Origin of the sequence: Streptomyces sp. ISL-96 (assembly GCF_018614035.1) — a bacterium.
In the GTDB taxonomy this organism is placed as follows: Bacteria; Actinomycetota; Actinomycetes; order Streptomycetales; family Streptomycetaceae; genus Streptomyces.
In genome coordinates this window covers 23,924-50,728 of the sequence record NZ_JAGGPA010000086.1, presented here as the reverse complement: position 1 = coordinate 50,728, position 26,805 = coordinate 23,924, and the positions used below count along the sequence as shown (strand labels likewise).

Sequence of the window (26,805 nt, the reverse complement as noted above, 5' to 3'; positions counted from 1 at the left end):
ATCGCCATCGGCGTGTCCAAGGGTGCTTCGAGTAGGGCACCCAGACGGCCCTCGATACCCAGTAAACTCCCGCCCCGGGCCCCGGCACATGACGGCCTGTTCACGGTCGGTCAGTTCAGCCATGGCTGCGCCCGCCCACCGCCCCCGAAGTCAGACGGGGTGGGTGGGCGGGCGTGGAGAACCGGCGGACTGTCAGAGCGTGCCGGCGAGGGCGATGGAGCCGAGCGGGGTGGCGGCGATGCCCTGGATTGTGGGTACGCTCACCGGGTTCGTAAAGATGCGGGCGACGTTGTTGCGGGTGGTGTGCACCACCCGGTTGTCGCTGGTGGTGAAGGCGACCTCGACGTCGTGGTCGACGCCGCCCGCGCCCACCGACTTGACGGTGATGCCGCCGAGGTGGGCGGTCAGCTCCTTGAAGGTGCCCCAGACGCCGGTGCTCGCACGGAGGGTGTGGTACTGGCGGGTGCCGTTGTCGGTGGCGAGGACGATGTGAGCGGTGCTGCCGCTGCCCGCCATGGCCACGGAGCTGATCGGGCCGGTCGCGCCCGCGGCCTGGGCGACGTCGCCCCAGACGGTCCAGTGACCGGCGGTAGTGCGCAGGGTGTGGAAGGCCTTGCCGCCGGTGATGGCGATGACCTGGAGCTCGCCGCCGGTGTTGGCGGTGGCGATCGAGGTCACGCCGCTCATGGGGCTGCTCACCGAGGCGACGTCACCGAAGGGGGCCCAGGTGCCGTTCGCGCGGCGCACGGTGTGGAAGACCTTGCCGTTGGAGACCGCGACCAACTGCATCTCGGTGCCAGTGGAGACGGCGGACAGCTGGGTCACGTTGGAGAGAACGCCGGCCTCGCCACCGACGTCACCGAAGGTGCCCCACGTGCCGTCCGCCTTGCGGATGGTGTGGTAGACGCGGCCGTTGGTGCCGAGTGCCACCACATGGGTGTCGCCGTTGATCCCGGCGACGGTGGCCGTGCGGACGCCGCCGATGTTCCCGGCCTTGGACTGGACGTCGGTGAAGCCGGTCCAGGCGCCGTCTGCCAGGCGGATGCCCTGGTAGAGGGAGGTGCCGGCCTGGACGACGGCCTCGGTCTTCCAGCCGGCGGTCAGCGAGCGGACCTCCGCGGACCACGCGCTAAGGTTGTCGGCCCGTGCGGAGATCGCCCCGGTGCGGGTTTCGGCGGTGGCGGTGCCGAGGCAACCGCCCTGCCAGGAACGGCTGTTGACGCCGACGAGCTGGCCGGCCGCGTTGAGCAGCGGACCGCCGGTGTCGCCCTTGCAGAGGACGTCGGTGCCCTTGCCGGTGACGCTGACGGTGGCGGTGTCGGACGCATTGGTGGTGAAGGTGCCCGTGTGGAGCTTGTCGGGGACCCACTCGGTCTTCGTACGTCCGAACCCGACCGCGGTGAGGTCGGTGCCTGCCGCGGGAGCCGCGGGAGCGAACCTGGTCCACGGAAGGCCGGTGGCGGCGGTGGCCAGGCGGGCCAGGACCAGGTCGCGGTCGGTGCGGGGCACGAGGTCGACGACCTCGACGGCCTTGCCGTCGGCGAGGGTGGCGATGGACTTCAGGGCCGGCTTGCCCGCCGGGACCGCCGTACCGGGGGTGGCGGCGAAGCAGCTGGCGGCCGTGACGATCCAGTTCGCGTCGAGCAGGGTTGCCGTGCAGGCACGGGAGTTGGCCTCGTCGCCGACGTTCAGCTTTACGACGGACTTGTACTGATCGGCCGGAACCTCCGGACCGGCTACCGCAAGGGCGGGGGCGGCCGAGAACAGACCTGCGGCGACCGCAGTGGCGGAGAGCAGACCGGTGATCCGCGCCGGGCGCGGACGGGGTGCGAGCATGGTTCTTCCTTCGGTGAACAGGTGCGTGGGGAAGCAATCGAGTGCCGGCCGGACGCGCGTCCGAACGCCGTTCCTGTCGGCGGTCCTGGCTGACCTCTGCCAGTGCCGTACAGGCGTTACTTGGAGGTCCGGATCTCCATGAGCATGAACTCGCGACCCTGCTCGTCGGCGCTCTCGCCCACCGCGGTCCAGGAATTCTTGTTCACGTCCCACGTCTTCTCCTCCGCGCCGACCTTCATGTCGACCTGAGCGGAGTAGTCGTTGCCCTTGACGGCGAAGACCGAGGGGATCTCCAAGGTCAGGTAGCCGGTGGTCCCGGTGACCCGGAAGCAGATCTTCTCCTTCGCGCGGGACCAGACCTCCAGGAGGTCGGTCGCGCTCGCGCAGTCGGCGAGGAGGATGTGGCCGTCACCGCGCTTGAGGGTGATGTTCTGCTCGGCGAGGATCTTGTCGGCGTTCGGGTAGCCGAAGTCCTCGATGGCGTAGCCCGGGCCTTCCTCGGCGATGGACTTCATCGCGGCGGCGTCCGTGGCGGCCCCGCCTGCAGTGGCACCGTTGGCGCCTGTGATCGCCAGCCATGCCAGCGCGCCGGCGGCCGTGGCCGCGGCCACCGTGCGGACGAGATTCTTGCGTGCCTTCATCCCTACCCCAGTCTTCAGTTCCGGTCACTGCCCGGAAGTGTCATACGGATGCGAAGGCCCATGTCCAACCAACAAGAGATGCGTCAAAGACGGGTGATCTCTCCTTGGAAGCCCCCAACTTCCTCCGGGATCTTAACCGCACACCTGCAGCGGAAATCAAGTCCAGCAAAACGAACGTGACAGCCTGTCAATCAATTCCCCGCATTGACGGCGACGCGAGGACGTCCGTGCACCAGGCGCCGTACGGGTGCGCTCAAGCGCAGCGGAAGGGCGTCGGCGAGCCCCTGGGCAGGTGACGTGGCTCACATGGAGCGATAGACACTGACCAGGGAGTACGTGCCACTCGGGGCGGTTTGCGCCCGATTTGAGTGACCGGTCGGCAGCCGGTCGAGCCCTCTAGATGGGGTTGAATAAACGGTCGTTGATTGCTCATCAACTACCGTCTAGCCAAAGCCGCGTGTCCCGGGTAGGGTCATGCTGCGCGCCTCTCGGACCTCGCAATGCGTTCCAAGGTCCGACGATTGAAACGCGATTCACACCTTGCCGCCCTGGACCCGCCGCACTCTTTAGCAGCGTGCCATGCGCCGATAGCGAAGGACCGTTTTGGACACCATTTATTGGAGTAGGCGGCGCATTCTCGGCGCCATCGCGGCCACTGCTGCCGTCGTCACCACCTCCAGCCTCGTCCTCAATCCCACGGCAGCCTGGGCCGAGACAGCGCCTCCGCAGGACGACCCGTTCCTGCTGCCGGACACCGACCGCGCCAAGGTCGTCAAGGCATGGGTGCTGGGCGGAAAGGCAGTTCGTGCCGCCGCCGCTGCCGCCCTGACCGGGTCGGACGCCGACGTGCAGAACTTCCTGGCCGTCAAACTCGCGTCGGAGACCGCGGTGGACAACCGCGCCGCACTCCTGAGCAGCCTCGCGGTGGCCGGCAAGGGGACCCGTCGTGAGGCGACCGCCGCGCTCAACGGTGGGGACTCCGCCATCGCCGCGTTCCTCGCGGGCGGCTTCAAGACCGCCCACGTGGAGGACCTGCGAGTGGCCACCGTCACGGTGATGTCCACCAGTGGGAAGGCCGTGACCAAGGCGGGCAACGCCGCCCTCACCGACGGCTCCCCGGCCGCGCTGGAGAAGTTCCTCACCACGGACCAGTTCACGGCCAGGTTGGAGGACTCGCGCGTCGAGGCCTCCAAGCTCTTGATGCTGGCGGGCCCGGAGGTGCAGAAGTACGCCAACAGGGCGCTGTCGGGTACGGAAGCCGATGTCGAGTGGTTCCTCGACACCGGCCAGCACATCGCCCGCGCCCGCGACCAGGAGCGGTCCAAGATCGAGGAGCTCCTCGCCGTCGCCCAACGCGAGGGCAAGACAGCCGAATCCAAGACGAAGCAGGCCGAAGAGGCCTCCGCCCGGGCCGTGGAAGCCGCGGCCAAGGCCAAGCAAGCCGCGGAGACGGCGGAGGCCGAGGCCCGCCTGGCGGAGAACGACGTCGTGAAGGCCGCCCAGGCGGCCCGCAAGGCGGCCGAGGCCGCGAGGGGAGCGTCCGACGCGGCGCGGATGGCCACCAACGCCGCCCATGCCGCCATTCAGGCTTCCCGTCGCGCCGCGAACGCCGCTATGGCCGCGAGCCAGGCGGCAGCCGCCGCGGGCACCGCCGCGTCAACGGCGTACAGGGCGGCCATCGCCGCCTCCAAGGACGCCGCTCTGTCCGGCAAGGCCAAGGATGCCGCCGTCTTCGCCCGGAACGTCGCCGCCAAGGCCCGGGCCACAGCGGACCAGGCCGAGCAGGCCGCCAACGCCGCGCAGCAGTGCGCCGACATCGGTGCCAACGCCGCCGGCGCGGCACGCCAGGCCGCCGCCACGGCGGAGGCAGCCCAGAGGTCCGCGGAGCGCTCGGCCGGTGTGGCCCAGTCGGAGGCCGCGGAAGCCACGCGTCAGGCACAGATCGCCACCACAAACGCCCGGATCGCCACCAACGCCGCCGGGACGGCGCAGGCCCTCGCGAGCGCGGCCGCGACCGCCGCGCGTAACGCCCGGAACGCCGCCTACAGTGCGGCCGCCCATGCGATCAAGGCCGCGGAGGCCTGCGACTGGGCCGTCACGTACGCCGGTCAGGCGGTGGACTACGCGAACAAGTCCACCGAGTTCGCCAATGAGGCCACCTTGGCCGCCGACAAGGCCACGGCAGCGGTCGTCGAGGCGATCAAGGTGGAGAAGGACGCGCGCGAGGCCGAACAGCAGCGGCTGGACCACGAGGTACAGCGGGCCATCGAGGAAATGCGCCTCTTCGCCCAGGCCGAGGTCCGCTGGAAGGCGGAGACCGAGGCGAAGCGAGCCCAGGCCGAGCAGACTTCCCAGGCGACGAAGAACCTCGTAGCGCAGGCGGAATCGGCGCTGCGGGCCGGAAACCTGGCAGCGGCCGCCGACTTGGGCCGCAAGGCGGCCCTCGCCGTCATGGACTCCCACGGCGTCTGGTCCCGGGAGGCTGCCCAGTTCGCCCTGGCCGGTACGGACGCGGACGTCCACGCCTGGGTCGACAGCGACCGGCAGATCGCACAACGGCAGGACGACCGGGAGACCACCGTCCACCTCGCCCGGATCTCCCCCTCGAAGGTCGCCTTCGCCGCGACCGCGGCGCTGAACAGCAGCGATCCCGATGCTGCCGCGACGTTCCTGCGCACCGGTGCCATCCAGGCGGCGGGGGCGGACAACCGCGTCATCGTCGCGCGCCTGCTGGCCCAGCAGCCCGGCCGCGCGGTCACCGAGGCGGCCAACGCCGCGCTGGACGCGGGAACGCCCGAGGCGCTGCACCAGTTCCTCGCCGTCACGTTCGAGAAGGCGCAGCGGGAGGACGACGCGGTGGCCACCGCGGCCCTCCTCCAGACCGCGGGTCCGTACACCAAGGCCCATGCCCAAGCGGCTCTCGAGGGTCCCGCTTGGATGCGCCGGAAGTTCATCGCCTCCGCCCAGTACGAGACCGCGCAGCTGGACCACGACTTCGCCACCCACGTCGCGGCGATGCAGGGTGCCATCGCCGCCGCCGCGCGGATCGCCGACAAGGCGCAGGAGGATGCCGCCCGTGCCCAGGAGGCAGCGGCCACAGCTCGCAAGGCCGGCGAGGAAGCGGAGTTGTGGGCAGGGAAGGCGCAGCAGGCGGCCACTCGAGCCGCCACCTCCGCTGAGCGGGCGAACGCATACGCGGACCAGGCCGAAGCGTCCGCCCGCAAGGCGCAGGCCTCGGCCGACCAGGCGAAGCAGGCAGCGGTCGCCGCCCGCGTCGCCGCCCGCTCGGCGAACTTCTCCGCCAACCAGGCCATCAAGTCCGCTCGCACCGCGATCACCTCCGCGGCCAACGCGAAGGCGTGGGCGACTCAGGCCCGTGCCTCCGCGATCCTGGCGGGCAAGAACGCGGCAGAGGCGGCCGGCGCGGCCGGTGAGGCTCGCCTGGAGGCGGTGCACAAGCGGGAGGCGCAGGACAGGGCAGAGGCCCAGCTGGCCGCGGAAGTGATGGCGGCGGCCGAGGCCGCCAGGACGAACCTGGCCGACGCCTCCGAGCACGACGAGGTCAGGTGGGGTGTACCCGTGTCGGAGTGGAAGGCTGCTGCCCACCGCAGCCATGAAGTGGCCTTCTACGCCGGCGTGGGCAGCATCGTGGCCGGTCTCGGCGGTGTGGCCGTCGGCTTCACCGGAGTCGGTCTTCCCGTCACCATGGCTCTGGAGACGGTGGCACTCGTCCTGAGTGTGACCGCCGTCGTCTTCGACTTCGCGACCGCGTTCTACACCGGGATGGGCTACGGATTCGGCAGCGAGGAGTTCTACAGCTCCCTCGGCGTCGCAGGGCTCAGCCTCATCACCTTCGGGAAGGGGAGGGTGATCGCCACGCTGGCGAAGGACATCCCCCACGTCGCCAAGGAGCTCACGAGCGCCGCATATGACGGCTTCAGCGCGATCGTCAACCGGCTGACCGCGCACTGATCGGTGCCGAGTCGGAACACCCTGAGGTCCGGTGGCAGCGATGCCGCCGGACCTCGGGCGACTGCCCGGAGGGTTACCGGTCCCGACTCGGGGAAGCCGCCGCTCCGGCAGGAGCGCCGTGCGGCATGACGGCCAGGGCCGGAAGGGCTCGGGAGATGCCGACCAGAAGGTCGGGGTACTCGGCTTCGGCGGCCCGCAGCGCCCGAACCGCCGCCACGCCCTGTTCCTTGTCGGCGGGCATCGCGAGGGCGCGGGCGTCCGCCGCGGCCCTGAACATGGCGGCCAGGCCGAAGGCGACACTCTCGGCCTCCGTCCTGCCGCCCTCCAGGGCCCGGGCGTAGGCGGCCGCCCGTACGTCCTCCGAGTAATACGCCCCCAGCTCCAGCATCCGGTCGTGGATGTCGGTCATCCGGTCCGTGAGGCGCCGGCCGGGGCCGGCGTACCAGGGAGTGGAGAGCCGCATCCGGCCACGGGGACCGCCGACGCCGCCGATCGTTCGCCGCAGGGGACCCAGGGAGCGCAGAGTCCGCAGAGGTCCGAAGACCTGTGGGGTCATCCAGGGTCCGACGATGGGGATGAGGAAGCCGACGGCGACGAGGAGGGTGCCGAGGCAGGCGAAGGACATCGCCACCCGGTTGAGCGGTTCCCAGTCCCGGCCGCTCCAGGCGGCCACGACCGCGGCCAGCTTGGCCGTACCGTAGGTGACGTTGGTCAGGAAGCCGACGGCCAGGACGGTGAGCCCGATGCGCAGCAAGCCTCCAGCCGGTGTCCTCCGCTCGGGGAACTCCCTGCGGATGTCTCGCGCCCATTTCCAGCACGCGGCTGCCGCCGCGGCGGCAGCGGCGGTGACGGCGAACAGGCAGAGCAGCACCATCTCGCGCATGAAGGGTGTGTTGGCGTAGTACGTCTCGAAGTCACGCTGCCGTTCGACCGGCGCCTCGCCCCCTACGAAACAGCCGATGAGCAGCACGGTCACGACACCGTGGCCCCAGATCCAACGCCTGACCCGGCGGCGGGTGTGAGGGAGGGCCTCCACGTCCTCGCGCCAGTTCTCCATGAGGACCCGGGAGGCACACGCGTAGGCGGAGAGGATGCAGTAGACCAGTACCGCCGAGAAGTTGCTGACGCCGGTCGTCTTGTTGACGACTGTGATCGTCGGGGGCGCCGAGAAGAAGAACGCCGCGGCCTGCAGGAAGATCACGGCGTTGACGCTGCGGACCACGGGGCTGCGCCAGCGCCTCACCAACGAGGGGAGTTTGACAACCAGCACGATGCCGAGCGCGGCAGCCGGGATGTAGAGATTCACGCCTTCTCGCCCGTCATCCTCTGAGCGACGCCCAGATGCGGCCGGGCACTCCGCCCGAGGGTGTCGTGCCGCGCCTGCGCTCCAGGTAGGGCCTTACCCGGTCGGCCAGCATCCGGCCGAACTCTTCCGCCCGCCGCTCCTCTTCGAGGTCCGGCTCCGTACGGGCGGCGACGTGGGTGACTGCGTCGGAAAGGCTCCAGCGGTCCCCCAGCATGCGGGCCGCGGCCCTCGCACCGGCCGCGCTGCCATGACCGCAGTGCCCCTCCTTGAGGTGCCACAGCTCATGCCCCAGGATCACGACCTGGTGCAGGGGAGAGGTGTTCGCCTCGACGACGATCAGGTCGTGGTCGCCCATGTCCAGCCACAGGCCCGTCACCGTGTCCGGCGGGAACTCTTCGAGCATCAGGCGCACTTCGCGCCCGCTGCGCCGTGCCGCACACGCGCAGAACGCCTTCAGCAGCTCCACGGGTCGCTCAGGAACCGGCTGCGGCAGACCCATGAACAGCGCGTCGCGATACCGTCTCATCTCTCGCGAGACCCCCACCCCCGTGCCACCCGTCCCTCGTGCCGGATGCACAGCCCCCCATGCATCGTTCCTTGCGCGTCACCGCTGGTGAGACATGGTTTCCACGCCGCTGCGGTCAATCGACGTCATTGTGCACCACGCCGTTCTCGAGGGCCGCGCGGGCCTCGCGGGCGCGCTCCTCCCGGGAACGCCGCGCTACGGACTCGATCAGGGCGATCAGGGGCTGGGCGGTGTCGTCCGGTACGTCGGCCAGAGCCCGGGCAGCGTACGCGACAACGCCGAGGGAGGGATCCACCTCGCTCACGGGCCCCGCGGTTCGCAGGCGCCGCAGGTCCTGGTCCTGGCGCTCCACGGTCCGCTCCAGCAGGTCCTTGTGGATCTGCTGCAGGACCCGGTCCAGCGCCTCGGCCGGTTCGGCGACCAGGAACTCGATCTTCTCTCCGAAGAATGCCGCGATCCCGGCGGCGTGGTCGAGGTTGGGCGCCCTGCCTGTTTTGATCATCTTGTCGAGCCACTGCGCACTGGTTCCCGCGCCGACCGCGATCTCCGCTATGGAGTAAGCCCGTCTGCTGCCGTCCGCGGCCGCGCGCAGCCGCGTCGCGCGCAGGAACAGGATCCGCTCGACCACGCGCCGGTGGCGCGCCTCGACCACGTCCACATCCGGGCCGGGCTCAGCGGACCGCTTGCCACGCAGCAGCTCCCGTACCTCCTCCACGGCCACCCCGGAGGCATACGACAGCCCGCCCTCGCCCTCCACCCGGAGCACGTCCCCGCGGTTCAATCCCATGCGGTCCAACAGCGAGTCGATCCGACGCACCGTGCCCATCAGGTCCTGAGCAGGCCCATCACTCACAAGAACTCCCGCGGTCATCGGACGAGGCCCTGCAAGGCTAGCAACCACCGTTGAGCCGACATCACCGATCCCCCGATCACGCCGGCTCCGGGCTCGTCCCGGCCGGTGGGTGGCCGGGCACCCCTCCGGGCGTCCGGCTGCCGGGCCGGGTCAGGTGCGGCTCGCGGTGCAGTCCGCGGGTGTGGACGGCTGGTCGGCCAGGCGTGGCCGACGAAGGATGCGGCCGGGTACGTCGGGCCGCGAGTTCGACCACGGAGACGGCCAGGTTGGAAGGGTTGCCGTGGTTGTCCAGACAGATCCAGCCGCCGGCGCCGTCGACCTTGCCCATGCCGTGCAGCCGCAGCCACCAGTCGCCGACGCAGCTGGGGCGGGGACGACGGGGTCGCCGTCGTGGCGCATCCGGATGGCGTTGATCGCGGTGAGACCGGCGCCGTTGAACGTGGTGGTCCGCGAGTCGGTGAGTTCCACCGAGCCGATGCTTCGACCTCCCTGCTGGTCGCCGACCCGGGCAGGGTGCGGTAGGCGGCGGAGCTGCCGGTGGCGGGGGCCTTCGGGCCGGTCCAGGCATCGGCGTGGGCGACGGCGGCGCACTTGAGGGTCACGCCCTTGTGGAAGGCGTTCCAGTCGAAGAGCTTGTCCGAGCCCCGGGTGGTGCGGCCTCGTCGAGGAGTCCCCCGCTGCGGCGCTGCTCCTCGCCGGTGCGCCGGCGGTGTCGCACCGCTGGAAGAGCGCACGTGTGCTGTGCGCCCTCCAACTGGTGCTCGTGGTGACCATCTGGACCCCGCGCCAGGGCCCCGGGCTCACCCCCGCGGAAGGATCTGGTCGTGCGACGGATGTCCGGCGCACTCGCATCGCTTGGCGGCTGTCCTCAAACTCCGACCGGCTCCCGCCGGAGCCTTCACGACGCGCCGAATCCCGCAATGGGACCAGGATCCATCGCCACAACGGAAGGTCGACAGCGTCTGGACTCCATCGGGTCCGATGCTGACCATTTGCTGACTTCAACCCGATCGCCATGACCCTGACCTGCAAAGATAAGCAAATGCTAGATGTAGGACTTGAAGAGGGTACGCAGCATTGAGGCACTCCCGGGGTTCGGCTCCCTGCCTGTCTTCCAGGTCAAGGGCGGTTCCTTCACTCTACAACGGCTCGCTTTACGACTGCTTTCGGCAGGATTCCCAGCATTCGAGCTGACCAGTTGCCGAGTCTTCTGACGCCACGTCAGGCGAATGCCGCCCCCACGGCCGACAGGCGGGATCAGCCTGCGAAACGGCGCCCCGGACCGGCCGCTGCGGGCGGCCGGCTGCGAGCCACCCCGCCGAACCGGTACCCCCGGTCAGGCCAGGTCGGGGAGGGGGCGACGGGCGATGTCGCGGGCGTCGTCCGCAGGAACCCCCAGCATGCGCAGGACCATCTCGGCCAGGTTGGCGGCCGCCTCGTCGGCGTCGAGCTCGGGGCGGGCGAACCTCAGCTCCACCAGGGACAGCAGGGACCCGCCCAGCGCGGACAGGGCGACGGTCGGGTCGACAGCGACGAAGCGGCCCGCGGCGACGCCGCGTTCCAGGTCGCGCAGGGCTCGGGGCGCCAGCCCCCGGTCGGAGTGGACATGGCCGAGTCCGCGGTGACGCAGTACCTGCATGAGCTCCGGGTGGGAGTCGACCATCCGCAGGCTGAGCCTCAGGCTCGCCGCGACCAGCTCGGCCGGGTCGCCGGTCCCCCGCAGACGCTCGTCGATGGCCTGCCCGAACTCCTCCAGCGCGTCCACCACCGCCGTGTCGAACAGTTCCGCCTTCGACTCGAAGTGGTTGTAGAAGGAGCCGAAACCGACGTCCGCGCGCTCCGCGATCGCCTGGATGCTCGCACTGGTGTCCCCGGTCTCGGCGAGGATCTGCCGGGCCGCACGGACGAGGGCCTGACGGGTCTCGGCGCGGCGTCGTTCGAAACGGTTGTGGGGCGGGGCTGACGTCGGCATACGCGGGAGTCTAGCAATGAGACCCGCAGCGCCACAGTTCTGATGGATTCATCACCTTCCTTGGGTCCAGCTATTGACGATAGAGACATCAGAGTTGGTGATTTCCTCATTACGTCAATGTCGCTTGGAGGACACCATGTCCGAAACCCGCGTCAACGCAGTCGGCGTCACGGACGTCAGGACGGCCCACCAGGACCTCCACAGCGAGCAGGGCGCCGTACGGGGCGAGCATCCCGGGCGGTCCCGCAACCCGGTGATCAAGGTCGCTGACCTGGCCTGGCTGGAGTTCGAGAAGCCCGACCTGGACCGGGCGGAGGTCTTCGCCCGTGACTTCGGATTCGGGATCGCTGCCCGCACCGACCGGGAGCTGTGGCTGCGCGGTACCTTCGCGGGCTCGCTCTGCATGGTGATCCGTCGTGGAAGCACCTCCCGCTTCATCGGTCCGGCGTTCCGTGCCGCCGAGCGGACCGACCTGGACCGGCTCGCACGGGCGACGGGGACGGATGTACGGGACGCGGACGTCCCGGGCGGCGGCAAGGTCGTGAACCTGCTCGACCCGTCGGGCTTCCCCGTGCGTGTCGTGCACTGCGGCGAGGAACTGCCGACGCTGCCCGAGCAGCAGCCGCTGCTCCTCAACTTCGGCACCGATCACCGTCGTACCAATGTCACCCAGCGTCCGCCACGTGAACCGTCGCGGATCCAGCGCCTGGGTCATGTGGTGCTGGAGACGAGGGTGTTCGCCCGCGCTCTGGACTGGTACCTCGACACTCTCGGGATGATCGTGTCCGACTTCCTGTTCCTGGACGGGCAGCGCGACCGTGGTCCCACGATGGCGTTCATCCGCTGCGACCAGGGCAGTGTGGCGGTCGACCATCACACGCTGGCCATGCACCTTGGGCCGGGCAACGGCTACGTCCACTCCGCCTACCAGGTCACCGACCTGGACTCGATCGCCGCCGGCGGCGAGTACCTGGCCGAGCGTGGCTACAAGCGCAGCTGGGGTATCGGCCGGCACATCCAGGGCAGCCAGCTCTTCGACTACTGGCGCGACCCCGACCACCCAGGCCGGGACACGTACCCGTGGTGATCGTCGGAGCCGGGCCCGTGGGCGTGACCGCCGCCCTCCTGCTCGCCCGGCGTGGTGTGAGGACCGTCGTCCTCGAACGCCACCACGACCTCTACCCCCTGCCCCGCGCCGTGGCCACCGACGACGAGGTGCGCCGGATCTTCCAGGCCGCAGGGGTCCAGGAGGAGTTCGCCGCGATCGCCCGCCCCGCGCGGGGCCTGCGGCTGCTGGACGCCCGGCACCGGGTGATGGCCGAGTTCCCGCGCGCCGCGCAGGGACCGCACGGCTTCCCACAGACCAGCATGTTCGACCAGCCCGAGCTGGAACGACTGCTGCGGGACGCCCTGGCCCGGCGCCCGGAGTGCGAGCTGCGCGGCGGGGTGGAGGTCGTCGGCGTCGAGCAGGACGCCGACGGGCCGGTCAGTGTGACGTACCGGGACGACGAGGGCGAACACCTCCTGCGGGCGGACGCGGTCCTCGGCTGCGACGGCGCCAACAGCGTGACCCGCGACGCCATCGGCGCCGTATGGGAGGACCTGCGTTTCGAGGAACGCTGGACCGTCATCGACGTACGCACCAGCCTCCCGGTCCGCAGCTGGGAGGGCGTCGATCAGGTCTGCGACCCCAGCCGGCCGGCGACCTTCATGCGTATCGGCGAGGACCGCTACCGGTGGGAGTTCCGGCTGCGGGAGGCGTCGGAACTGGATCACGAGCGGCTGCGCGAGCTGATCGCCCCCTGGGTGGACCTCGCACACGGCGCCGACTTCGACGTGGTGCGACAGGCGCAGTACACCTTCCGAGCCCGCATCGCCGACCGGTGGCACCGCGGCCGGGTGTTCCTCCTCGGCGACGCCGCGCACCTCACCCCGCCGTTCGTCGGGCAGGGACTGTGCTCCGGCCTGCGCGACGCCTACAACGTCACATGGAAGCTGGCCCGTGTCCTGCGGCAGGGCGCGGACGAGCGGCTGTTGGAGACCTATGAGAGCGAACGCAAGCCGCATGCCCGGCATGTGATCCGCCTCGCGGTCGCGATGGGCTGGGCCATGACCGGCGGCCAGGACGGCGTCGCCGCCATCCGTCGCAGAGTCCTGGGCGCGGCCTGCCGCATCCCCGGCCTCACTACGGCGGCAGGGCGCGACCTCAGTCCGGCCCTGGCCGCGGGTCCGCTCGTACGCCGTCGGATCCGTGGGGGCGGCCGCGGTCTCGTGGGCCGCTTCTGCCCGCAGCCGTGGGTGACCGTCGATGGACGGCGGGCCCGCCTCGACGACGTGCTCGGCGACTCCTTCGCCGTCCTGACCGCCGCTCCCCTTTCGCCTTCGCTGAAGGCGGTCGCCCACGGGCTCGGCGCCCGTGTCATCCCGGTAACCGGCCTCGGCAACGACGGCCGACTCGCCGACTGGCTGCGCGAGGGACGGGCGGACGCGGTGCTGCTGCGCCCCGACCGTGTCGTCGCGGACGTCGTACCGGCCGGCAGCCGCGACTTCACGGACACCGCCGGCTGGGCATCCCTGCTGCACACCGCACGAAGCCCCTTTACTACCCAACGGACTGTTGAGAAGCCCCTGTTGAGGAGCACGACGCGATGAACACGCCGTACCCTGCCCCCTTCTTCACTCCCGGTCCAGAGGCCGCAGCCGCCAGTCGCATCGTCGACTTCGCCCGCTGGGCAGCCACGTATCGGGGCAGTGAGACGGGCGAGGACCTCACCGACTACACCGCCCTGCACCGCTGGTCCGTCACCGACCTCGAAGGGTTCTGGGGCGCGGTCTGGGCGTACTTCGACATCGAAGCGTCGACGCCGTACGAGCAGGTACTGGCCGAGGAGACCATGCCCGGCGCCCGCTGGTTCCCCGGCGCCGCGCTCAACTACGCCCACCACGCCCTGCGCAACCTCGCGGACGACGACGCGGCGATCGTCGCGCTCGACGAGACCGGGTCCGGGTACGAGGTGACCGGCGGACAGCTGCGTGCCCAGGTCGCCTCCGTCGCCGCCACCCTGCGCGACCTCGGCGTGGGCGTGGGCGACCGGGTCGCGGGCTACCTCCCCAACACCCCGCACGCCGTCGTCGCTTTTCTCGCCGCCGCCAGCCTGGGCGCCGTGTGGTCGGTGTGCGGGCAGGACTACGCCCCCAAGGCCGCCGCCGACCGCTTCGCCCAGCTCGAACCCACGGTCCTGATCACCGCCGACGGCTACCTCTTCAACGGCACCACGCACGACCGCCGCGACGCCGCCCTCGAACTGGCCACCGCACTGCCGACGCTGAAGGCCACCCTGCTGGTCGACCACGTGAACCTGCCCTGGCCGCTCTGGTACACCACCACCCACTGGATGATGTGGAACTTGGTCGTCTCCACGTTGCTGACCGGCGCGACCACGTGCACGTACGACGGCAGCCCGGCCCCCCTCGCCCGCCCGGACGTCCTGTGGGAGCTGGCGGCCCGCCACCGCGTCACGGTCTTCGGCACCAGCCCCCAGTACCTGCTGGGCATGGCCAAGTTCGGCATCGACCCCTCCGTGCACGACCTGTCGTCCGTCCGCGTGGTCGCCTGCACCGGCTCCACCCTGCCGGCCTCCGCCTACCCCTGGGTCCGCGACCACGTCGGCGACCACATCCTGCTCGCATCCATCAGCGGCGGCACCGACATCGTCTCCGGCTTCGCCGGCAGCGCGCCCACGACCCCCGTCTGGGCCGGCGAGCTGTCGGCTCCCCACCTCGGCGTGGCGCTGGCGGCGTACGATGCCGAGGGCCACCCGGTCGTCGACCAGGTCGGTGAGCTGGTCGTCACCCGTCCCATGCCGTCCATGCCGCTGTACTTCTGGAACGACCCGGACGGCACCCGATACCACGACGCCTACTTCGCGGCCTACCCCGGCATCTGGCGCCACGGCGACTGGATCACACTCACCTCCCACGGCTCGGTGATCGTGCACGGCCGCTCCGACTCCACGCTCAACCGCAACGGCGTACGGCTCGGCAGCGCCGACATCCATGACGTCGTCGAACGCCTCCCGGAGATCGCCGAAGCCCTGGTCATCGGCGCGGAGGAATCCGACGGCGGTTACTGGATGCCGCTGTTCGTGGTCCTCGCCGCCGGGGTCACCCTGGACCAGGCCCTCCGCGACCGGATCCGCGAGGCGATCCGCACCGGCGCCTCACCCCGTCACGTCCCCGACGAGATCCTCGAAGTCCCCGCGATCCCGCACACCCGTACTGGCAAGAAGCTCGAAGTCCCCGTCAAACGCCTTCTCCAGGGCTCCCTGGCCGAGCAGGTCGTCAACCCTGCCTCGGTGGACGCCCCCGAACTCATCGACTACTACGCCGGGATGGGCGCCGAACGCCGCAACCGAAGGGCCTCGGCATGAGAACGGCACAGATCACCACCGCCGTCGTACTCGCTCTGATCTTCCTTCCGCTGGGAGTGGCGAAGATCGCCGCCGTACCGGTCATGTGCCAGGCGGCGGCCCACCTCGGCATGTCGCCGGGTCTCTACCGCGTCGTCGGCGCCCTGGAGGTGGCTGGAGTCGCCGGTCTGGTGGCGGGCCTGGCCGCCGCACCCGCCCTCGGTGTGGCCGCCGCGATCGGGCTGGCGCTGCTGATGGCCGGGGCCGCTGTGGTGCACCTGCGCCACAGCGATCCGCCGGTACGGGCCCTGCCTGCCGCCGTACTGGCCCTGGTGGCGTCGGCGTACGCCGCTGTGTCGGCGGCCACTTGATCCTGGGGCCGCACACGGCCCCGCCGGTACCAAGAAGGCCACCCCGCCGAAATGAGGCGGGGTGGCCTTGGGCTGTTCCCGGGTTCAGGCGGGGAGCTCCTTGATGTCGGACGGCTCGTGGGGCTCGACTCCGTTGAAGCGGTGGCGGAACTCGCTGGAGCTGGGATAGGCGGCGCGGCGGGAGCGCATGATGGAGCCCAGCGGGCGGTGGGCCTCCAGGGCGTGCCACGGGCTGAAGGAGAGTACGTCGTCGGCGTAGCGGCGGCGGGCGTCGCTGTAGGCGTCCTGGGCGGGCAGGTGCAGCACGGCCACGACTTCGTGGGGTGACAGTTCTTCGGGCCACAGGACCGACGCGTCTTCTACGGGCATGCGGTCGATGTCCGTGCACAGCTGGGCCCGCAGCTCGTACTCGGCGCTGTTGTGGGCGAAGAAGTCGACGACGAAGTCACGCAGGGCCGACTCGCCCGCCTTTTTCTCCACGGGCCGACCGGTGAGGGCCTTCACGTTGGCGGAGCGGGGGGCGGCCGAGAACTTGGCGACGTGGTCGCCGTAGCGCATCGCGGCCATGGAGTGGAACGCGACCTGGGGCGCTGCCCTGGACCCCGCTCCACTGCTGGTTGGCCTTGCCCATGGCCTCGATGACCTGGCGGACGAGTTCATCCTCGTTGGGAAAGGGCTGTTCGAGGTCGGGCCGGTAGCGGACGTAGGAACGGGATGCGGTCATGTGGACCTCCGCGGGGGATGGCGGTCAGTTGCTGCCGAGCCAGCGGATGGCGGAGAGGCTCGGCATGAAGAAGTACTCGCCGCCGAGCAGGGTGTTGAAGGACTGGATGCCCTGCACCCGCCGGGGCGGCGTCCCGGGCACCGTGAAGTACGCGCCCTTGTCCTGCAGCGAGATCATCGGGTCCTTCTCCTTGCCCAGACCCATGAAATTGCCGGAGTTGACCCACTCGCTCTGCAAGAACTCGACGTTGTCGATGGCGCGGGACCCGAGGGCGATGAAGTCCAGACCGCGCTGCCGGCCGTCGTCCTTGAGCCGGTCTGCGGGCAGCGGGTGACCGTAGGAGGTGCTGCGGCGGATGTTGACGTCGGTGAGGACCGTCAGCTTCGTGTCGCGCGGGTTCATCCGGCGGATGTGCGAGCCCAGGGGGGTGCACAGTCCGCGGGGGTCGGCGGCGTAGTCGAAGTCGTTGATCCGGTTCGGGTCCTCGCCGAGCGCCGTATCGTCACGCTCCGGGGCCAGCGCCAGCGGTGCGCCGCTGCGCCAGCGACCGACGAGCTTGGCCGCCAGCAGCTCGCGTTCCTCCTCGGTTCGGGCGTTGTCGTGCAGGAACTTGTTGAACGCGGCGACGTGGGAGTGGTACTTGCGGAAGACGACGTACGTTCCGTTGCGGCCGAGGGCGTCGGGGGCCGGCACGGGCAGCGGAAGACCGGTCTCGCTCGCGTAGCCCAGCACGAACTCACCGGCCTTGATCGGCCTGCCGTCGCCCGGCAGCGGTTCGGCGCCGCTGCCCTCGACCACCGGCTGGCTGAACCCGTCCCGGTAGCCGAACACGTTGAACCCGTCGGCCGCGAAGTCCTGGTGCGACAGCAGCCGTACGCCGGGCACGTCGCCCAGTTCCTTCTCGTACGCCGCGACCTCGGCGCGCCAGTCGTTCTCGTTCTCGGCGTAGACGCTGACGGCGACGTGCACGCGCGGGGTCCCGAAGGGGAACTCCCAGTGCTGGGGTGCGTTCGGGCCGGTGTCGCGCAGGCGCTCGGCGCGGGCGGCCATTCCGGCACGGAAGTTGGCCGGGAAGGAGGCCAGCGACTCCTCCGGTACGCCCAGCGCCACCAGTCCCTGGTAACTGAGGGCGAGGGCCAGCCAGGACGGCTGGGGTTCGTCCCAGCGGGCCGCGGAGGTCACCCGTGGGGCCAGTCGGCGCAGCAGTTCCCTGCCGGCGGCCGGTTCGGTGATCTCCAGGATCGCGTGGGTGCCGAAGTAGGGTTCGGGCCGGGCACGCAGCAAGGTCGCCTGGATGTCGTCGAGATCCAGGGTGGGGGGCCGGCGCAGGCGCCGGAAAGGTGAGGGCATGGTGCGCTGCCTCAGTTGAGTTCGGTCAGGAAGTTCTGCAGCGCGGCGTCCTGCCGCTTGAGCCGGTGGGCCTCCGCGACGGTGAGGTTGGGGTGCGAGACGAACCACGCCTCCGCCGGGACCTGGTACTTCACGATGAAGTCCTTCACGTCGGGCGACGTGATGCCGGGCCAGCCCTCGACGTTGCTGAACAGGTAGTCCATGAACTCGGGGATCTTGGTGGCGAAGTCGTCGATGTAGGGGTCCCACTCGCCGTCGAAGGCGGTCGCGAACAGCAGCTTGGTGTCGTTGTCGAGGAACACGAAGCGCATGTTGTGCAGCGTGCCGACCTGCCCGGCGCCCGCCAGGTTCCCACCGACCAGCTTGAAGAACTTCCGCAGCCGCGCGGCGCCATTCGGCTTCAGCGGCAGGATGGCCGTCAGCTCGGACACCTCGCCGCTCTTCGCCCCGACGCGACCGGCGGACGTGACGGCGTGCTCGGCCATCTCCTCCTTGTCGGCCAGCACCTCGGCTACGCGGAGCTTGAGCGCGATCTTCGCGTCCGCCAGCGCCGAGTCGACCTTCTCGCGGACGGCCTCGGGCAGCTTCTGGAACTTCGCATGCAGGTCTTTCTCACTCATGGCGCCTCTCCTCGACGTCGGACGCCCACCTGTCGGCCGGCGATGTGCAGGGGCCCAAACGAGCCGGATCGAATGCGAGACACGAAGGCATTGCTTCTGATTGTCTCCACATAACTGATTACATCATCAGCTCACTGGATCGGCTTGTCAACGCCACTCGTAACCGAGACCCCGGAACGGCGGGGGCGGCCGATGACAGAGGAGGTCGGCGGGACAGTCGTGTCCGAGGCCGGCTGGCGGTGGGCGCCACCGGCGTCCAGCATCCGGGGCCAGAGTCGCGTACCGGGAACAGACCCCGCCCGCCTCATCGCGCGCGTGCGGCGCATGGTCGTGAGAACCGGTTCAGTCGCGGCCGAAATACGACGGGTGCCGCTGTCAAACATGGGCGTCCGGCGAAACCGGCCTCGGTGGCCGGTTTCCAGCGCTGCGCGAGTCCCTGCCCGCCCGGGCATGTGCCTGGTGGGCAGACCAGTGGCGAGGCGGATCAACTGTGCTTTCGCGCACGCAGCTTGAGCACGGCGCGTATCAGCATGTGAGCAAGACGCCTTCCGCATCGCACAGTTTGGCTCAAACTACAACGCGTAGTATTTTAGCCAAAGACAGTAAACGATCTTGGCTGCGAAGGGTCGAGTTGTAGATCATATTACCGTCGGCCAGCCTGGGACGGGGAACCACTGCCCGACGTACGACCTCCGTGTCCCCTCTGGACTCGGGGGAAGCACGGAGGAAGGCTTGTCGTGGAACGTTATTTCGCCAACGAGTCCCACGAAGATCTGCGAAGGCAAGTGCGCGACTTCGCCGAGCGCGAAGTGCGGCCCCGGATAGCCGAGATGGAGGCCTCGCGCACCACAGCGCACCAACTGTCCCGCCTGATCGCCCGCCAGGGCTGGATCGGCGCGACCATCGACCGCGCCTACGGCGGGATGGGCGCCGGGCACCTGGCCAAGACCATCATCATCGAGGAACTCGCCCGTGTCAGCGGAGCGATGGGAGCGATGGTCCAAGCCAGCCAGTTGGGCGTCGCGAAGATCGTCCACTTCGGTAACGACGTTCAGAAGCGGACCTGGCTGCCGCCCATCGCCGCCGGCGATGTGCTGCCGACCATCGCGGTCACCGAGCCGCAGTCGGGCGGTCACGTCCTCGGCATGCAGTCCACCGCCGTCCGTGACGGCGACGGTTACCTCCTCAATGGCAGAAAAGTCTTCGTGGGCAACAGCCACGTGGGCGACCTGCACGGCGTCGTCGTCCGCACCGGCCCCGGATCCAAGGGACTGTCGGCCTTCCTCGTCGAGGCCGACCGCCCCGGCTTCTCGCTGGCCAAGCAGACGCCCGCCATGGGGCTGCACGGATTTTCCTTCGGCGAGCTCCAGTTCGACAACTGCTGGGTGCCAGCGGCGAACCGGCTCGGTGAGGAGGGCCAGGGCCTCGCCGTGGCCTACAGTTCCTCGATCCTGTACGGCAGAGCCAACCTCGCCGCGGTCAGTCTGGGCATTCACCAGGCCGTGTACGACGAGACCCGAGCCTTCTGCCTTGAGCGCGAGCGGTACGGCGCACCGCTCGGCGAGCTCAACAACGTCAAGATGAAGCTGGGCCTGATACATCACCGGCTCATGACCGCGCGGCTGGCCGCCTACCACGCCGTGCACCTGCTTGACCAGGGACTGCCGTGCGACGCGGAACTCATGAACGCGAAATACCTCAACTACGAGTCCGCAGTCGATTCGGCCCGCGACGCGATGAACATCCACGCCGCTGCGGGCCTCTTCACCGACCGCCCCGTCGAGCGTTTCCTGCGGGACGCGCAGCACATCTACGCGCCCGCCGGCACCTCCGACGTACAGCTGCTGCGCTTGGGCGAAGTGGCGCTCGGAACGGCCAAGGGCCAGTGGTCCGAGCGCCTGGCTCACCTGGTGCGGGCCGCGCCCCCGGAGCACCGCGATCAGGAGCAGCTGGCGACAGCCGGCCACGCGGTGTGAAACAGAAGGGAGTCACGGACACACTGCCGTGCCCGTGACTCCCGCATCTGGTTCAGACCCCTCCCGCAGAGCGCGGCTACCGCCCTTTCGTTCAGGGCCGGTTGCGGGCCTCCGTGCTGTGAATGCGGTCGACCAGTTGCTGCGCCATGAATTTGATGGTCTCGACGCCCCGCGACCCCCACTGCCGGGCTTCCGTGTCCACCACGCAGATCGTCCCGAGCGGCATGTCCGTGATGGGGTCGATGAGCGGTGTACCCAGATACGTGCGGATGCCCAGCTCGTTCACGACCGGATTCCCCGCGAACCTCGGATAGTCGAACACGTCCTCGAGGGGGAATGCCTTGCGCCGCAGAACGACGTGCGGGCAGAAGCCGTAATCCAGAGCCATCTCCCGGCCGACCTGGCCCTGCTGCTGCTGTGGCGCCAGCTCAACCGTGCGGTCGGTATCAGGGGTGTAGAGGCCGGCGAAGAATTGGCGGTGCTCGTCGATGAAGTTGACCATCGCATAGCGCGCACCCAGCTTATGGGCCAGATCCCGGGCGAAATGGTCGAACTCCGGGACGGGGCTGTCCCCTCGCAGGCCGAGCTCGCGCAGACGGGCGATCCGGGCCGGTGCCTCGCGGTCGTCGGCGTTCAGGCGCAGATGGCCGGTCGGGTCAGGTGAGAGGTCATCGGCTTCAGAGGGGGACATGGTGCTCCGTTCGACTGAGGGGGGCGGTTGTGTTGAGCGAGGTTCAGTGCAGCAGGTTGGGCTCTGCCACCGGCGTCCCGGGAGCGGAGGTGAGGATGTGCTGTACGAGTGCGATCAGCACGCTGGTCGCTGAGGCACACTGGCGCGCATCACACATCACGACGGGCACATGGGGCTTGAGGTCGATAGCCGCGCGGACTTCATCAGGTGTGTAGTGGTAGGCACCGTCGAATTCATTGACGGCGACTGTGAACGCGATGCCGCGCCGCTCAAAGAAGTCGACGGCGCCGAAGCAGTCCTCAAGCCTGCGGGTGTCGGTGAGGACCACCGCTCCGAGCGCGCCCTCGGAAAGTTCGTCCCACATGAACCAGAACCTCTCCTGCCCGGGCGTGCCGAACAGATAGAGGACGTGGTCCTTGTCGAGCGTGATGCGGCCGAAGTCCATGGCCACGGTCGTGGTCGACTTCTCCTCGACGCCGACCAAGCTGTCCGTGCCCGCGCTGGCCTGGGTCAGCCGCTCCTCGGTGCTCAGCGGCTCGATCTCGCTCACCGCTCCGACGAAGGTGGTCTTGCCGACCCCGAAGCCCCCTGCTATGAGGATCTTCAGGGCGGTGGGAAAGGGGTCAGAGCCGCTTTCGTAGGCCACGCAGCACCGCCTCCAGTGTCTCTCGATCGGTCAGGGCCGCCGACTCGATGGCACGAGGCGCCCGTGTGGTGAGCGCCTCGTGCTGCACGAGGTCGGCGAGAAGTACTTTGGTGACGACGGCCGGCAGCTTCATGTGAGCGGCCACCTCGGCCACCGAAATGGGACCGCCGCACAGGTCCAGGGCCTGCTCGTGTTCGGGCCCCAGATAGGTCTGCGGCCGCGCGCCGGTCGCGAGTACCAGCGTCAAAAGATCAAAATGCGTTGAGGGGCGGGTGCGCCCCTCGACAACGGTGTAGGGCCGGACCAGATGCCCGGCCTCATCGTCGACCCAGAGCGCGTCTGGCTCGTCCGTCATCCTCAAAGCCTGCCCTCGACCGGTGCACCCATAGGCTGACGGGCAGGCGTGGAGAGGAACGGGCGAACGGACTTCACGAGCATGCCCATCTCGTAGCCGAGCGTGCCGGGGTCGGTTTTCGGCCCGGCGAGCACGGCGAGCACGGCGCCGCTGCCGGCCGAGGACACGAAGAGCAATGCGGTAGTCAGCTCCACCACCACCTGGCGCACCTCGCCGCCGTCGGCGAAATGCTGGCCGACTCCGCGTCCGAGGGAGCTGAGCCCTGATGCCAGAGCGGCCAGGCGGTCTGCCGCGTTGTCGTCGAGACCCACGCCGTGTTCGGCCGTCGTTGAAGCGACGGCCCTTTTCAGGCCGTCGGAGGACAGCAGCAGTGCGTGCCGGGTCCCCGGCACCTTCACCAACAGGTTCTGCAGAAGCCAGTCAAGACGGTCGGCGTGGCCAGTACGGATATCGCTCACGGTGGCGTTCTCTTTCCTCGGGGTTAGTAGCGGTCGCTGTCGGCGGGACTACCGCTGGACGCGTCGTCGGCAAGGCCCCAGCCCTGCCGGAAGGCACCCAGTAGTCCCGGAGTGGGCTCCGCTTCCTGCTCGTCCCCCGTCGTGCGAGTTTTGGGCGTGTCCCGAAGCTCTGGCACCAGGTTTTCCTGTGCCCGGCGCTTGGGCAGTTGCGGCCGCCGATCGTTGGCACCGGCATCCGGGGAGTGAAGGTCATCCCGCGGTGTCACTGGCTCAGCAGCCCGGTAGTGCTGCGGCGGTGTGGGCGGCCGGCCCCACGCGGCGGCCTGCGGCTGTAGCTGTGGCTGCGGCTGTGAAGTCACTTGCTGAGCGGCCACAGGCTGGGCTGCCGGCGGGCCCTGGGCGGCAGGGTTCTGTACCGACGCCGCGGGGGCGTGCTGGGGCATCTCGGCCCCCTGCTGCGGCGCGGCGACGGACTCCTCACCCAGCAGGCGGTGCGGGAGCACCAGGACGGCCTGCACTCCGCCGTAAATGTTGGTTTGCAGTGTTACCGGGATGCTGTGCCGACGGGCCAGCGCGGAAACCACGAACAGACCGATACGGCCGTCGGCGAGCAACTTGCCGACGTCGATGTGATCGGGGTCGGCAAGGAGCTCATTGAGCCGGGCCTGGTCCTCGACGGGAATGCCCAGACCGCGGTCCTCAACCTCTACGGCCAGGCCGGCCGTGACGATTCGGGAGCGCAGCAGCACCTGGGTGTGGGGGTCGGAGAACACGGTGGCGTTCTCGATCAGTTCGGCCAGCAAGTGAACGACGTCGGCGACGGCGTGGCCTTGCAGCGTCCCCTCGATCGGCGGCACAAGCTTTACCCGGGAGTACTGCTCCACCTCGGCGATGGCCGAACGCAGCACTTCATTCAGCGCCACCGGGCGGGTCCACTGCCGACGGGAGACGGTGCCGCCGAGCACCGCGACATTCTCCGCGTGCCGGCGGGTGCGAGTGGCCAAGTGGTCCACAAAGAAGATGCGCTTGAGGAGTTCGGGGTCTTCGACCTCACGCTCGAGATCGTCGAGCTCTTTGATCTGGCGGTGTACGAGGGACTGCAGCCGCCTCGCAAGGTTGACGAAGACCTCGACCTTCGCCCGGTTTCCCTCCGGGGTCGGCCTGGCAGGCTTGGCAGTGGACGCGGCGGTGTGCGCGGCAGGACGGGCCGCCTGTATGAGGGCCGCACCGGCCTGCCACTGGCCGAGCTGAATCGCGTACTCGACACGGCCGAGCGCATCGCCTTCAGCCGGCGCCTCATGAGGGAACGGAGGCGGCTCGAGCCGCTCACCGTCTTTCAGCCGGCGCAGCAGGGCCTGCAGGTGCAACTCTCCGCCGGCAGCGGTGCGGTACAGCCGCGCGTACCGCTGCGCCCGCCTCTGGGCCTCGGAATTGGACGCGACCACGGCGCCGCCCAGGAAACTGCAGCCGAGAACCGTGGCGGCAGCCAGAACGCCCCAAGTGGTGGCGTCGGCAGTGCCCTCCTGAGAGAGCAGGACGAATACGACGGTGGCAGCCGAGACCACCGCCATACCTGCCACGGGGATGACGGCGAGCCGCATCAATATGGAGCGCGAGCGGGAGTCCGGGGCAGACTCCTGCGCCGACGTTCTGCCGTGCCTCTTCCGTGGCCGCGTCGGGGGCGCGGGGATCGGCCGACTGGGTTCCGGGCGCGCTGAATAAGTTGGGGGTTCAGACATCGGAGTCCTCTCGGTCAGCCTCGGAACAGTGGGGGATGCGCCGCAGGCCAACCGTCAACACGGGGGAACCATCGGACAGTTAATGGCATCGGTACCCTACGACACCCTCATCCAGGTGACGCAATCACTCCGGGGCCCCCGTCCGCCTCGAAACACACGTGCGAAAGCAGGCCGCAACTGGCCTTTCCCGGCGGCCACCTTGGCCACGGCCCAGCGACAACGCCGAGCCGTGTATGTGTCGCCGGCAGTAGCGCCTGAGTCCCACTGGCCGAGTGTGGCGGATCTTCCTGCACCCGGCACAGCGCACGCGACCGAGCGCACGCGACCGAGCGCAAGACCCCCTGCAAGGGGCTCTGTCCGCGTCACCTCGGAGGCGCCCAGCCGCCGGCCAGGGCCGACCTCCGGAACATCGACAAGCCTCCTTGCTGACGTGGGCCCTCAGAGCATCGCCGTGACCTCGCAGATGCCCGAACGCCAGATGTTGGACTTGAACACTTCACGCAGGTCAAGGGCTTTCTCCGCAGCGTACAACGATTCGCATACCCCCTCGGCTCGCCGGTCATGCCAGGCCCTCGCCCTGGCGCTCGGCGTGCCTACCGGGGGCGAGCGGGGGCACCCTGGAGACATGGCCCGAGCCAACGAACAGGTCGAGGCGCTGCTCCAGGAGTACGCCGACCTCATCGCGATCCGGGGCGGGGAGGCATTCAAGGCGCGCGCGTACGAAAAGGCCGCCCGCGCCGTCGGGGGCTACCCGGAGGATGTCTCGAAACTCGACGCCGAGGGGCTGCGCGAAATCCCGAACGTCGGCAGGTCCGTCGCTGACAAGATCATGGAGTATCTGCGGACCGGCCGTATGTCCGTCGTCGAGGAGGCCCGGGCGTCCGTGCCGGCCGGAGTGCGCGAGCTGACAACGATTCCGGGACTCGGGCCCCGCAAGGCCATGGTCCTGTACGAGGAGCTCAAAGTCGCCTCCGTCGACCAGCTGCTCGACGCGATTCACAAGGAACGGCTGCGCGATCTGAAGGGCTTCGGAGAGCGGACCGAGAGCAACATCCTGCACGGCATCTCGGTGCTGCAGAAGGCCGGTGAGGGCCGGATCCTCGTCAGCGCCGCCATGGACGTCGCCGAACAACTCGTCGCCGAGCTGTCGGACATCCGCGGCTGCGTCCGGTGCTCGTACGCCGGGTCCCTGCGTCGTATGAAGGAGACCATCGGGGACGTCGACATCCTGGTGGCGGCACGCCGGTCGGCCCCGTTCATGGACGCCCTCGCCGCCCTTCCGCACACGGCGGAGGTCATCGCACACGGGGAGAAGAAGACTTCCGTGCGCACCACCACGGGACTTCAGGTGGACCTACGGGTCCTTCCTCCGTCCTCCTGGGGCGCGGGGCTGCAGTACTTCACCGGCTCCAAGGCGCACAACATCCGCACGCGCGAAATCGCGGTGCGTCAAGGCCTCAAGCTGTCCGAGTACGGGCTCTTCGACGCCGAGAGCGGCGAGAGCATCACCTCCGAGACGGAGGAGGAGATCTACGCAAGGCTCGGACTGCCCTGGATACCGCCGACGCTGCGCGAGGACCGCGGGGAGATCGCGGCCGGGCTGCGCGGGGAACTCCCGGACCTCGTGACGGAGCAGGACATCCGCGGCGATCTGCACACCCACACCGACTTCACCGACGGGCTGGCCCCGCTGGAGGACATGGTCGCCGCCGCTGCCGCCCGAGGTTATGCGTACTACGCCGTCACCGACCACGCCCCCAACCTGTACATGCAGCGCATGACCGACGAGAAGATCCTCGCCCAGCGCGAGCGGGTCCGCGCACTCGACGGCGCACACCACAAGATGCGGCTGCTGCACGGCACGGAACTCAACGTCGGCCCGGACGGCACCCTGGACTGGCCCGACGAGTTCCTCGCGGATTTCGACATCTGTGTGGCCTCGGTCCACTCCCACTTCAACCAGAGCAAGAAGGAACTCACCCGCCGTCTCATCCGCGCCTGCGAGAACCCGCACGTCGCCGTCATCGGCCATCCCACGACCCGCCGGATCGGCAAACGCCCGGGCATCGACGCCGACTTCGACGCGGTCTTCAAGGCCTGCGCGCGGGCGGGCACCGCTCTGGAGATCAATGCGCATCCCGAGCGGCTCGACCTGTGCGACGAGGACATCCTGCGCGCGAAACGGTACGGCGTGAAGTTCGCCGTGAACTCCGACGCACACGCCATCACGCATCTGCCGTACCTGCGCTACGGGGTGGCGACGGCGCAGCGTGGCTGGCTGACGACGGAAGACGTCATCAACACGTGGCCGCTGACGAAGCTGCGCAGGTTCCTGGCCAAAAAGGGCGCCTGACGCTGTC

The 26,805-nt window shown here is 69.4% G+C and carries 21 protein-coding genes and 1 pseudogene; 7 read left to right on the top strand and 15 right to left on the bottom strand.

What is annotated here, in order from left to right:
* Positions 1-192: 192 nt before the first annotated feature.
* Positions 193-1,836: a trypsin-like serine protease gene (locus J7E96_RS35570; RefSeq protein ID WP_215137844.1), complete on the bottom strand. Its 1,644-nt coding sequence runs from the start codon at positions 1,834-1,836 to the stop codon at positions 193-195.
* A gap of 116 nt (positions 1,837-1,952) precedes the next feature.
* A complete protein-coding gene (locus tag J7E96_RS35565) occupies positions 1,953-2,477 on the bottom strand; it encodes a hypothetical protein (protein ID WP_215137842.1) in 525 nt (174 codons plus the stop codon).
* 603 nt (positions 2,478-3,080) lie between these two features.
* Between J7E96_RS35565 and J7E96_RS35560 the strand changes: the two genes are divergently transcribed.
* Positions 3,081-6,449, top strand: a complete 3,369-nt coding sequence (locus J7E96_RS35560; protein WP_215137840.1) for an ALF repeat-containing protein — start codon at positions 3,081-3,083, stop codon at positions 6,447-6,449.
* Positions 6,450-6,522: 73 nt separating this feature from the next.
* Here J7E96_RS35560 and J7E96_RS35555 read toward each other — a convergent pair whose 3' ends face one another.
* From J7E96_RS35555 to J7E96_RS35535, 5 genes are all read right to left on the bottom strand, one after another.
* Positions 6,523-7,755 (bottom strand): DUF6545 domain-containing protein, encoded by a 1,233-nt coding sequence (locus J7E96_RS35555; protein ID WP_215137838.1) that lies wholly within the window; start codon positions 7,753-7,755, stop codon positions 6,523-6,525.
* 13 nt (positions 7,756-7,768) lie between these two features.
* Positions 7,769-8,281, bottom strand: a complete 513-nt coding sequence (locus J7E96_RS35550; protein WP_215137836.1) for a toxin-antitoxin system, toxin component — start codon at positions 8,279-8,281, stop codon at positions 7,769-7,771.
* Positions 8,282-8,396: 115 nt separating this feature from the next.
* Positions 8,397-9,134 carry a hypothetical protein gene (locus tag J7E96_RS35545; protein ID WP_215137834.1) on the bottom strand — a complete coding sequence of 246 codons (738 nt, stop codon included), beginning with the start codon at positions 9,132-9,134 and terminating at the stop codon, positions 8,397-8,399.
* A gap of 76 nt (positions 9,135-9,210) precedes the next feature.
* A complete protein-coding gene (locus J7E96_RS37990) occupies positions 9,211-9,462 on the bottom strand; it encodes a hypothetical protein (protein WP_251070903.1) in 252 nt (83 codons plus the stop codon).
* A gap of 1,008 nt (positions 9,463-10,470) precedes the next feature.
* Entirely contained in the window at positions 10,471-11,106 is a 636-nt protein-coding gene (locus J7E96_RS35535) for a TetR/AcrR family transcriptional regulator (RefSeq protein WP_215137833.1), read from the bottom strand.
* A 136-nt stretch (positions 11,107-11,242) separates the two neighbouring features.
* On the opposite strand from J7E96_RS35535, the pseudogene J7E96_RS35530 reads away from it, so the two are divergent.
* From J7E96_RS35530 to J7E96_RS35515, 4 genes and pseudogenes are all read left to right on the top strand, one after another.
* Positions 11,243-12,163, top strand: a pseudogene (locus tag J7E96_RS35530) (VOC family protein); the annotation flags it as partial.
* Positions 12,164-12,186: 23 nt separating this feature from the next.
* Positions 12,187-13,758: a bifunctional 3-(3-hydroxy-phenyl)propionate/3-hydroxycinnamic acid hydroxylase gene (locus J7E96_RS35525; protein ID WP_308296288.1), complete on the top strand. Its 1,572-nt coding sequence runs from the start codon at positions 12,187-12,189 to the stop codon at positions 13,756-13,758.
* Positions 13,755-15,536 (top strand): acetoacetate--CoA ligase, encoded by a 1,782-nt coding sequence (locus J7E96_RS35520; RefSeq protein WP_215137831.1) that lies wholly within the window; start codon positions 13,755-13,757, stop codon positions 15,534-15,536. Before J7E96_RS35525 ends, J7E96_RS35520 begins: the two co-directional genes overlap by 4 nt.
* Positions 15,533-15,886, top strand: a complete 354-nt coding sequence (locus J7E96_RS35515; RefSeq protein ID WP_215137829.1) for a DoxX family protein — start codon at positions 15,533-15,535, stop codon at positions 15,884-15,886. The genes J7E96_RS35520 and J7E96_RS35515 overlap by 4 nt, the downstream gene beginning before the upstream one ends.
* An 84-nt stretch (positions 15,887-15,970) precedes the next feature.
* Here the strand turns inward: J7E96_RS35515 and J7E96_RS35510 are convergent, their stop codons facing one another.
* From J7E96_RS35510 to J7E96_RS35500, 3 genes are all read right to left on the bottom strand, one after another.
* The gene (locus J7E96_RS35510; protein ID WP_251070902.1) at positions 15,971-16,453 is read right to left on the bottom strand and encodes a hypothetical protein; all 483 of its coding nucleotides are present in this window, start codon (positions 16,451-16,453) and stop codon (positions 15,971-15,973) included.
* A 181-nt stretch (positions 16,454-16,634) separates the two neighbouring features.
* The gene (locus J7E96_RS35505; protein ID WP_215137827.1) at positions 16,635-17,960 is read right to left on the bottom strand and encodes a Dyp-type peroxidase; all 1,326 of its coding nucleotides are present in this window, start codon (positions 17,958-17,960) and stop codon (positions 16,635-16,637) included.
* Between the two features lie 11 nt (positions 17,961-17,971).
* Positions 17,972-18,580: a hypothetical protein gene (locus J7E96_RS35500; protein WP_215137825.1), complete on the bottom strand. Its 609-nt coding sequence runs from the start codon at positions 18,578-18,580 to the stop codon at positions 17,972-17,974.
* A 737-nt stretch (positions 18,581-19,317) separates the two neighbouring features.
* On the opposite strand from J7E96_RS35500, the gene J7E96_RS35495 reads away from it, so the two are divergent.
* Entirely contained in the window at positions 19,318-20,556 is a 1,239-nt protein-coding gene (locus J7E96_RS35495; protein ID WP_215137823.1) for an acyl-CoA dehydrogenase family protein, read from the top strand.
* A 91-nt stretch (positions 20,557-20,647) separates the two neighbouring features.
* Here J7E96_RS35495 and J7E96_RS35490 read toward each other — a convergent pair whose 3' ends face one another.
* Genes J7E96_RS35490 through J7E96_RS35470 form a run of 5 tightly spaced genes read right to left on the bottom strand, consistent with a single transcriptional unit; the run spans position 20,648 to position 24,307 of the window.
* The gene (locus tag J7E96_RS35490) at positions 20,648-21,247 is read right to left on the bottom strand and encodes a GAF domain-containing protein (protein WP_215137821.1); all 600 of its coding nucleotides are present in this window, start codon (positions 21,245-21,247) and stop codon (positions 20,648-20,650) included.
* 43 nt (positions 21,248-21,290) lie between these two features.
* Complete coding sequence (locus J7E96_RS35485; RefSeq protein WP_215137819.1) at positions 21,291-21,893, bottom strand: ATP/GTP-binding protein; 603 nt, start codon at positions 21,891-21,893, stop codon at positions 21,291-21,293.
* Positions 21,871-22,248 carry a DUF742 domain-containing protein gene (locus J7E96_RS35480; protein WP_215137817.1) on the bottom strand — a complete coding sequence of 126 codons (378 nt, stop codon included), beginning with the start codon at positions 22,246-22,248 and terminating at the stop codon, positions 21,871-21,873. The genes J7E96_RS35485 and J7E96_RS35480 overlap by 23 nt, the downstream gene beginning before the upstream one ends.
* A 2-nt stretch (positions 22,249-22,250) precedes the next feature.
* Complete coding sequence (locus tag J7E96_RS35475) at positions 22,251-22,706, bottom strand: roadblock/LC7 domain-containing protein (RefSeq protein WP_215137815.1); 456 nt, start codon at positions 22,704-22,706, stop codon at positions 22,251-22,253.
* A 23-nt stretch (positions 22,707-22,729) separates the two neighbouring features.
* The gene (locus J7E96_RS35470; RefSeq protein ID WP_215137813.1) at positions 22,730-24,307 is read right to left on the bottom strand and encodes a sensor histidine kinase KdpD; all 1,578 of its coding nucleotides are present in this window, start codon (positions 24,305-24,307) and stop codon (positions 22,730-22,732) included.
* 763 nt (positions 24,308-25,070) lie between these two features.
* On the opposite strand from J7E96_RS35470, the gene polX reads away from it, so the two are divergent.
* Entirely contained in the window at positions 25,071-26,798 is a 1,728-nt protein-coding gene (gene polX / locus J7E96_RS35465; RefSeq protein ID WP_215137811.1) for a DNA polymerase/3'-5' exonuclease PolX, read from the top strand.
* Positions 26,799-26,805: the final 7 nt, after the last annotated feature.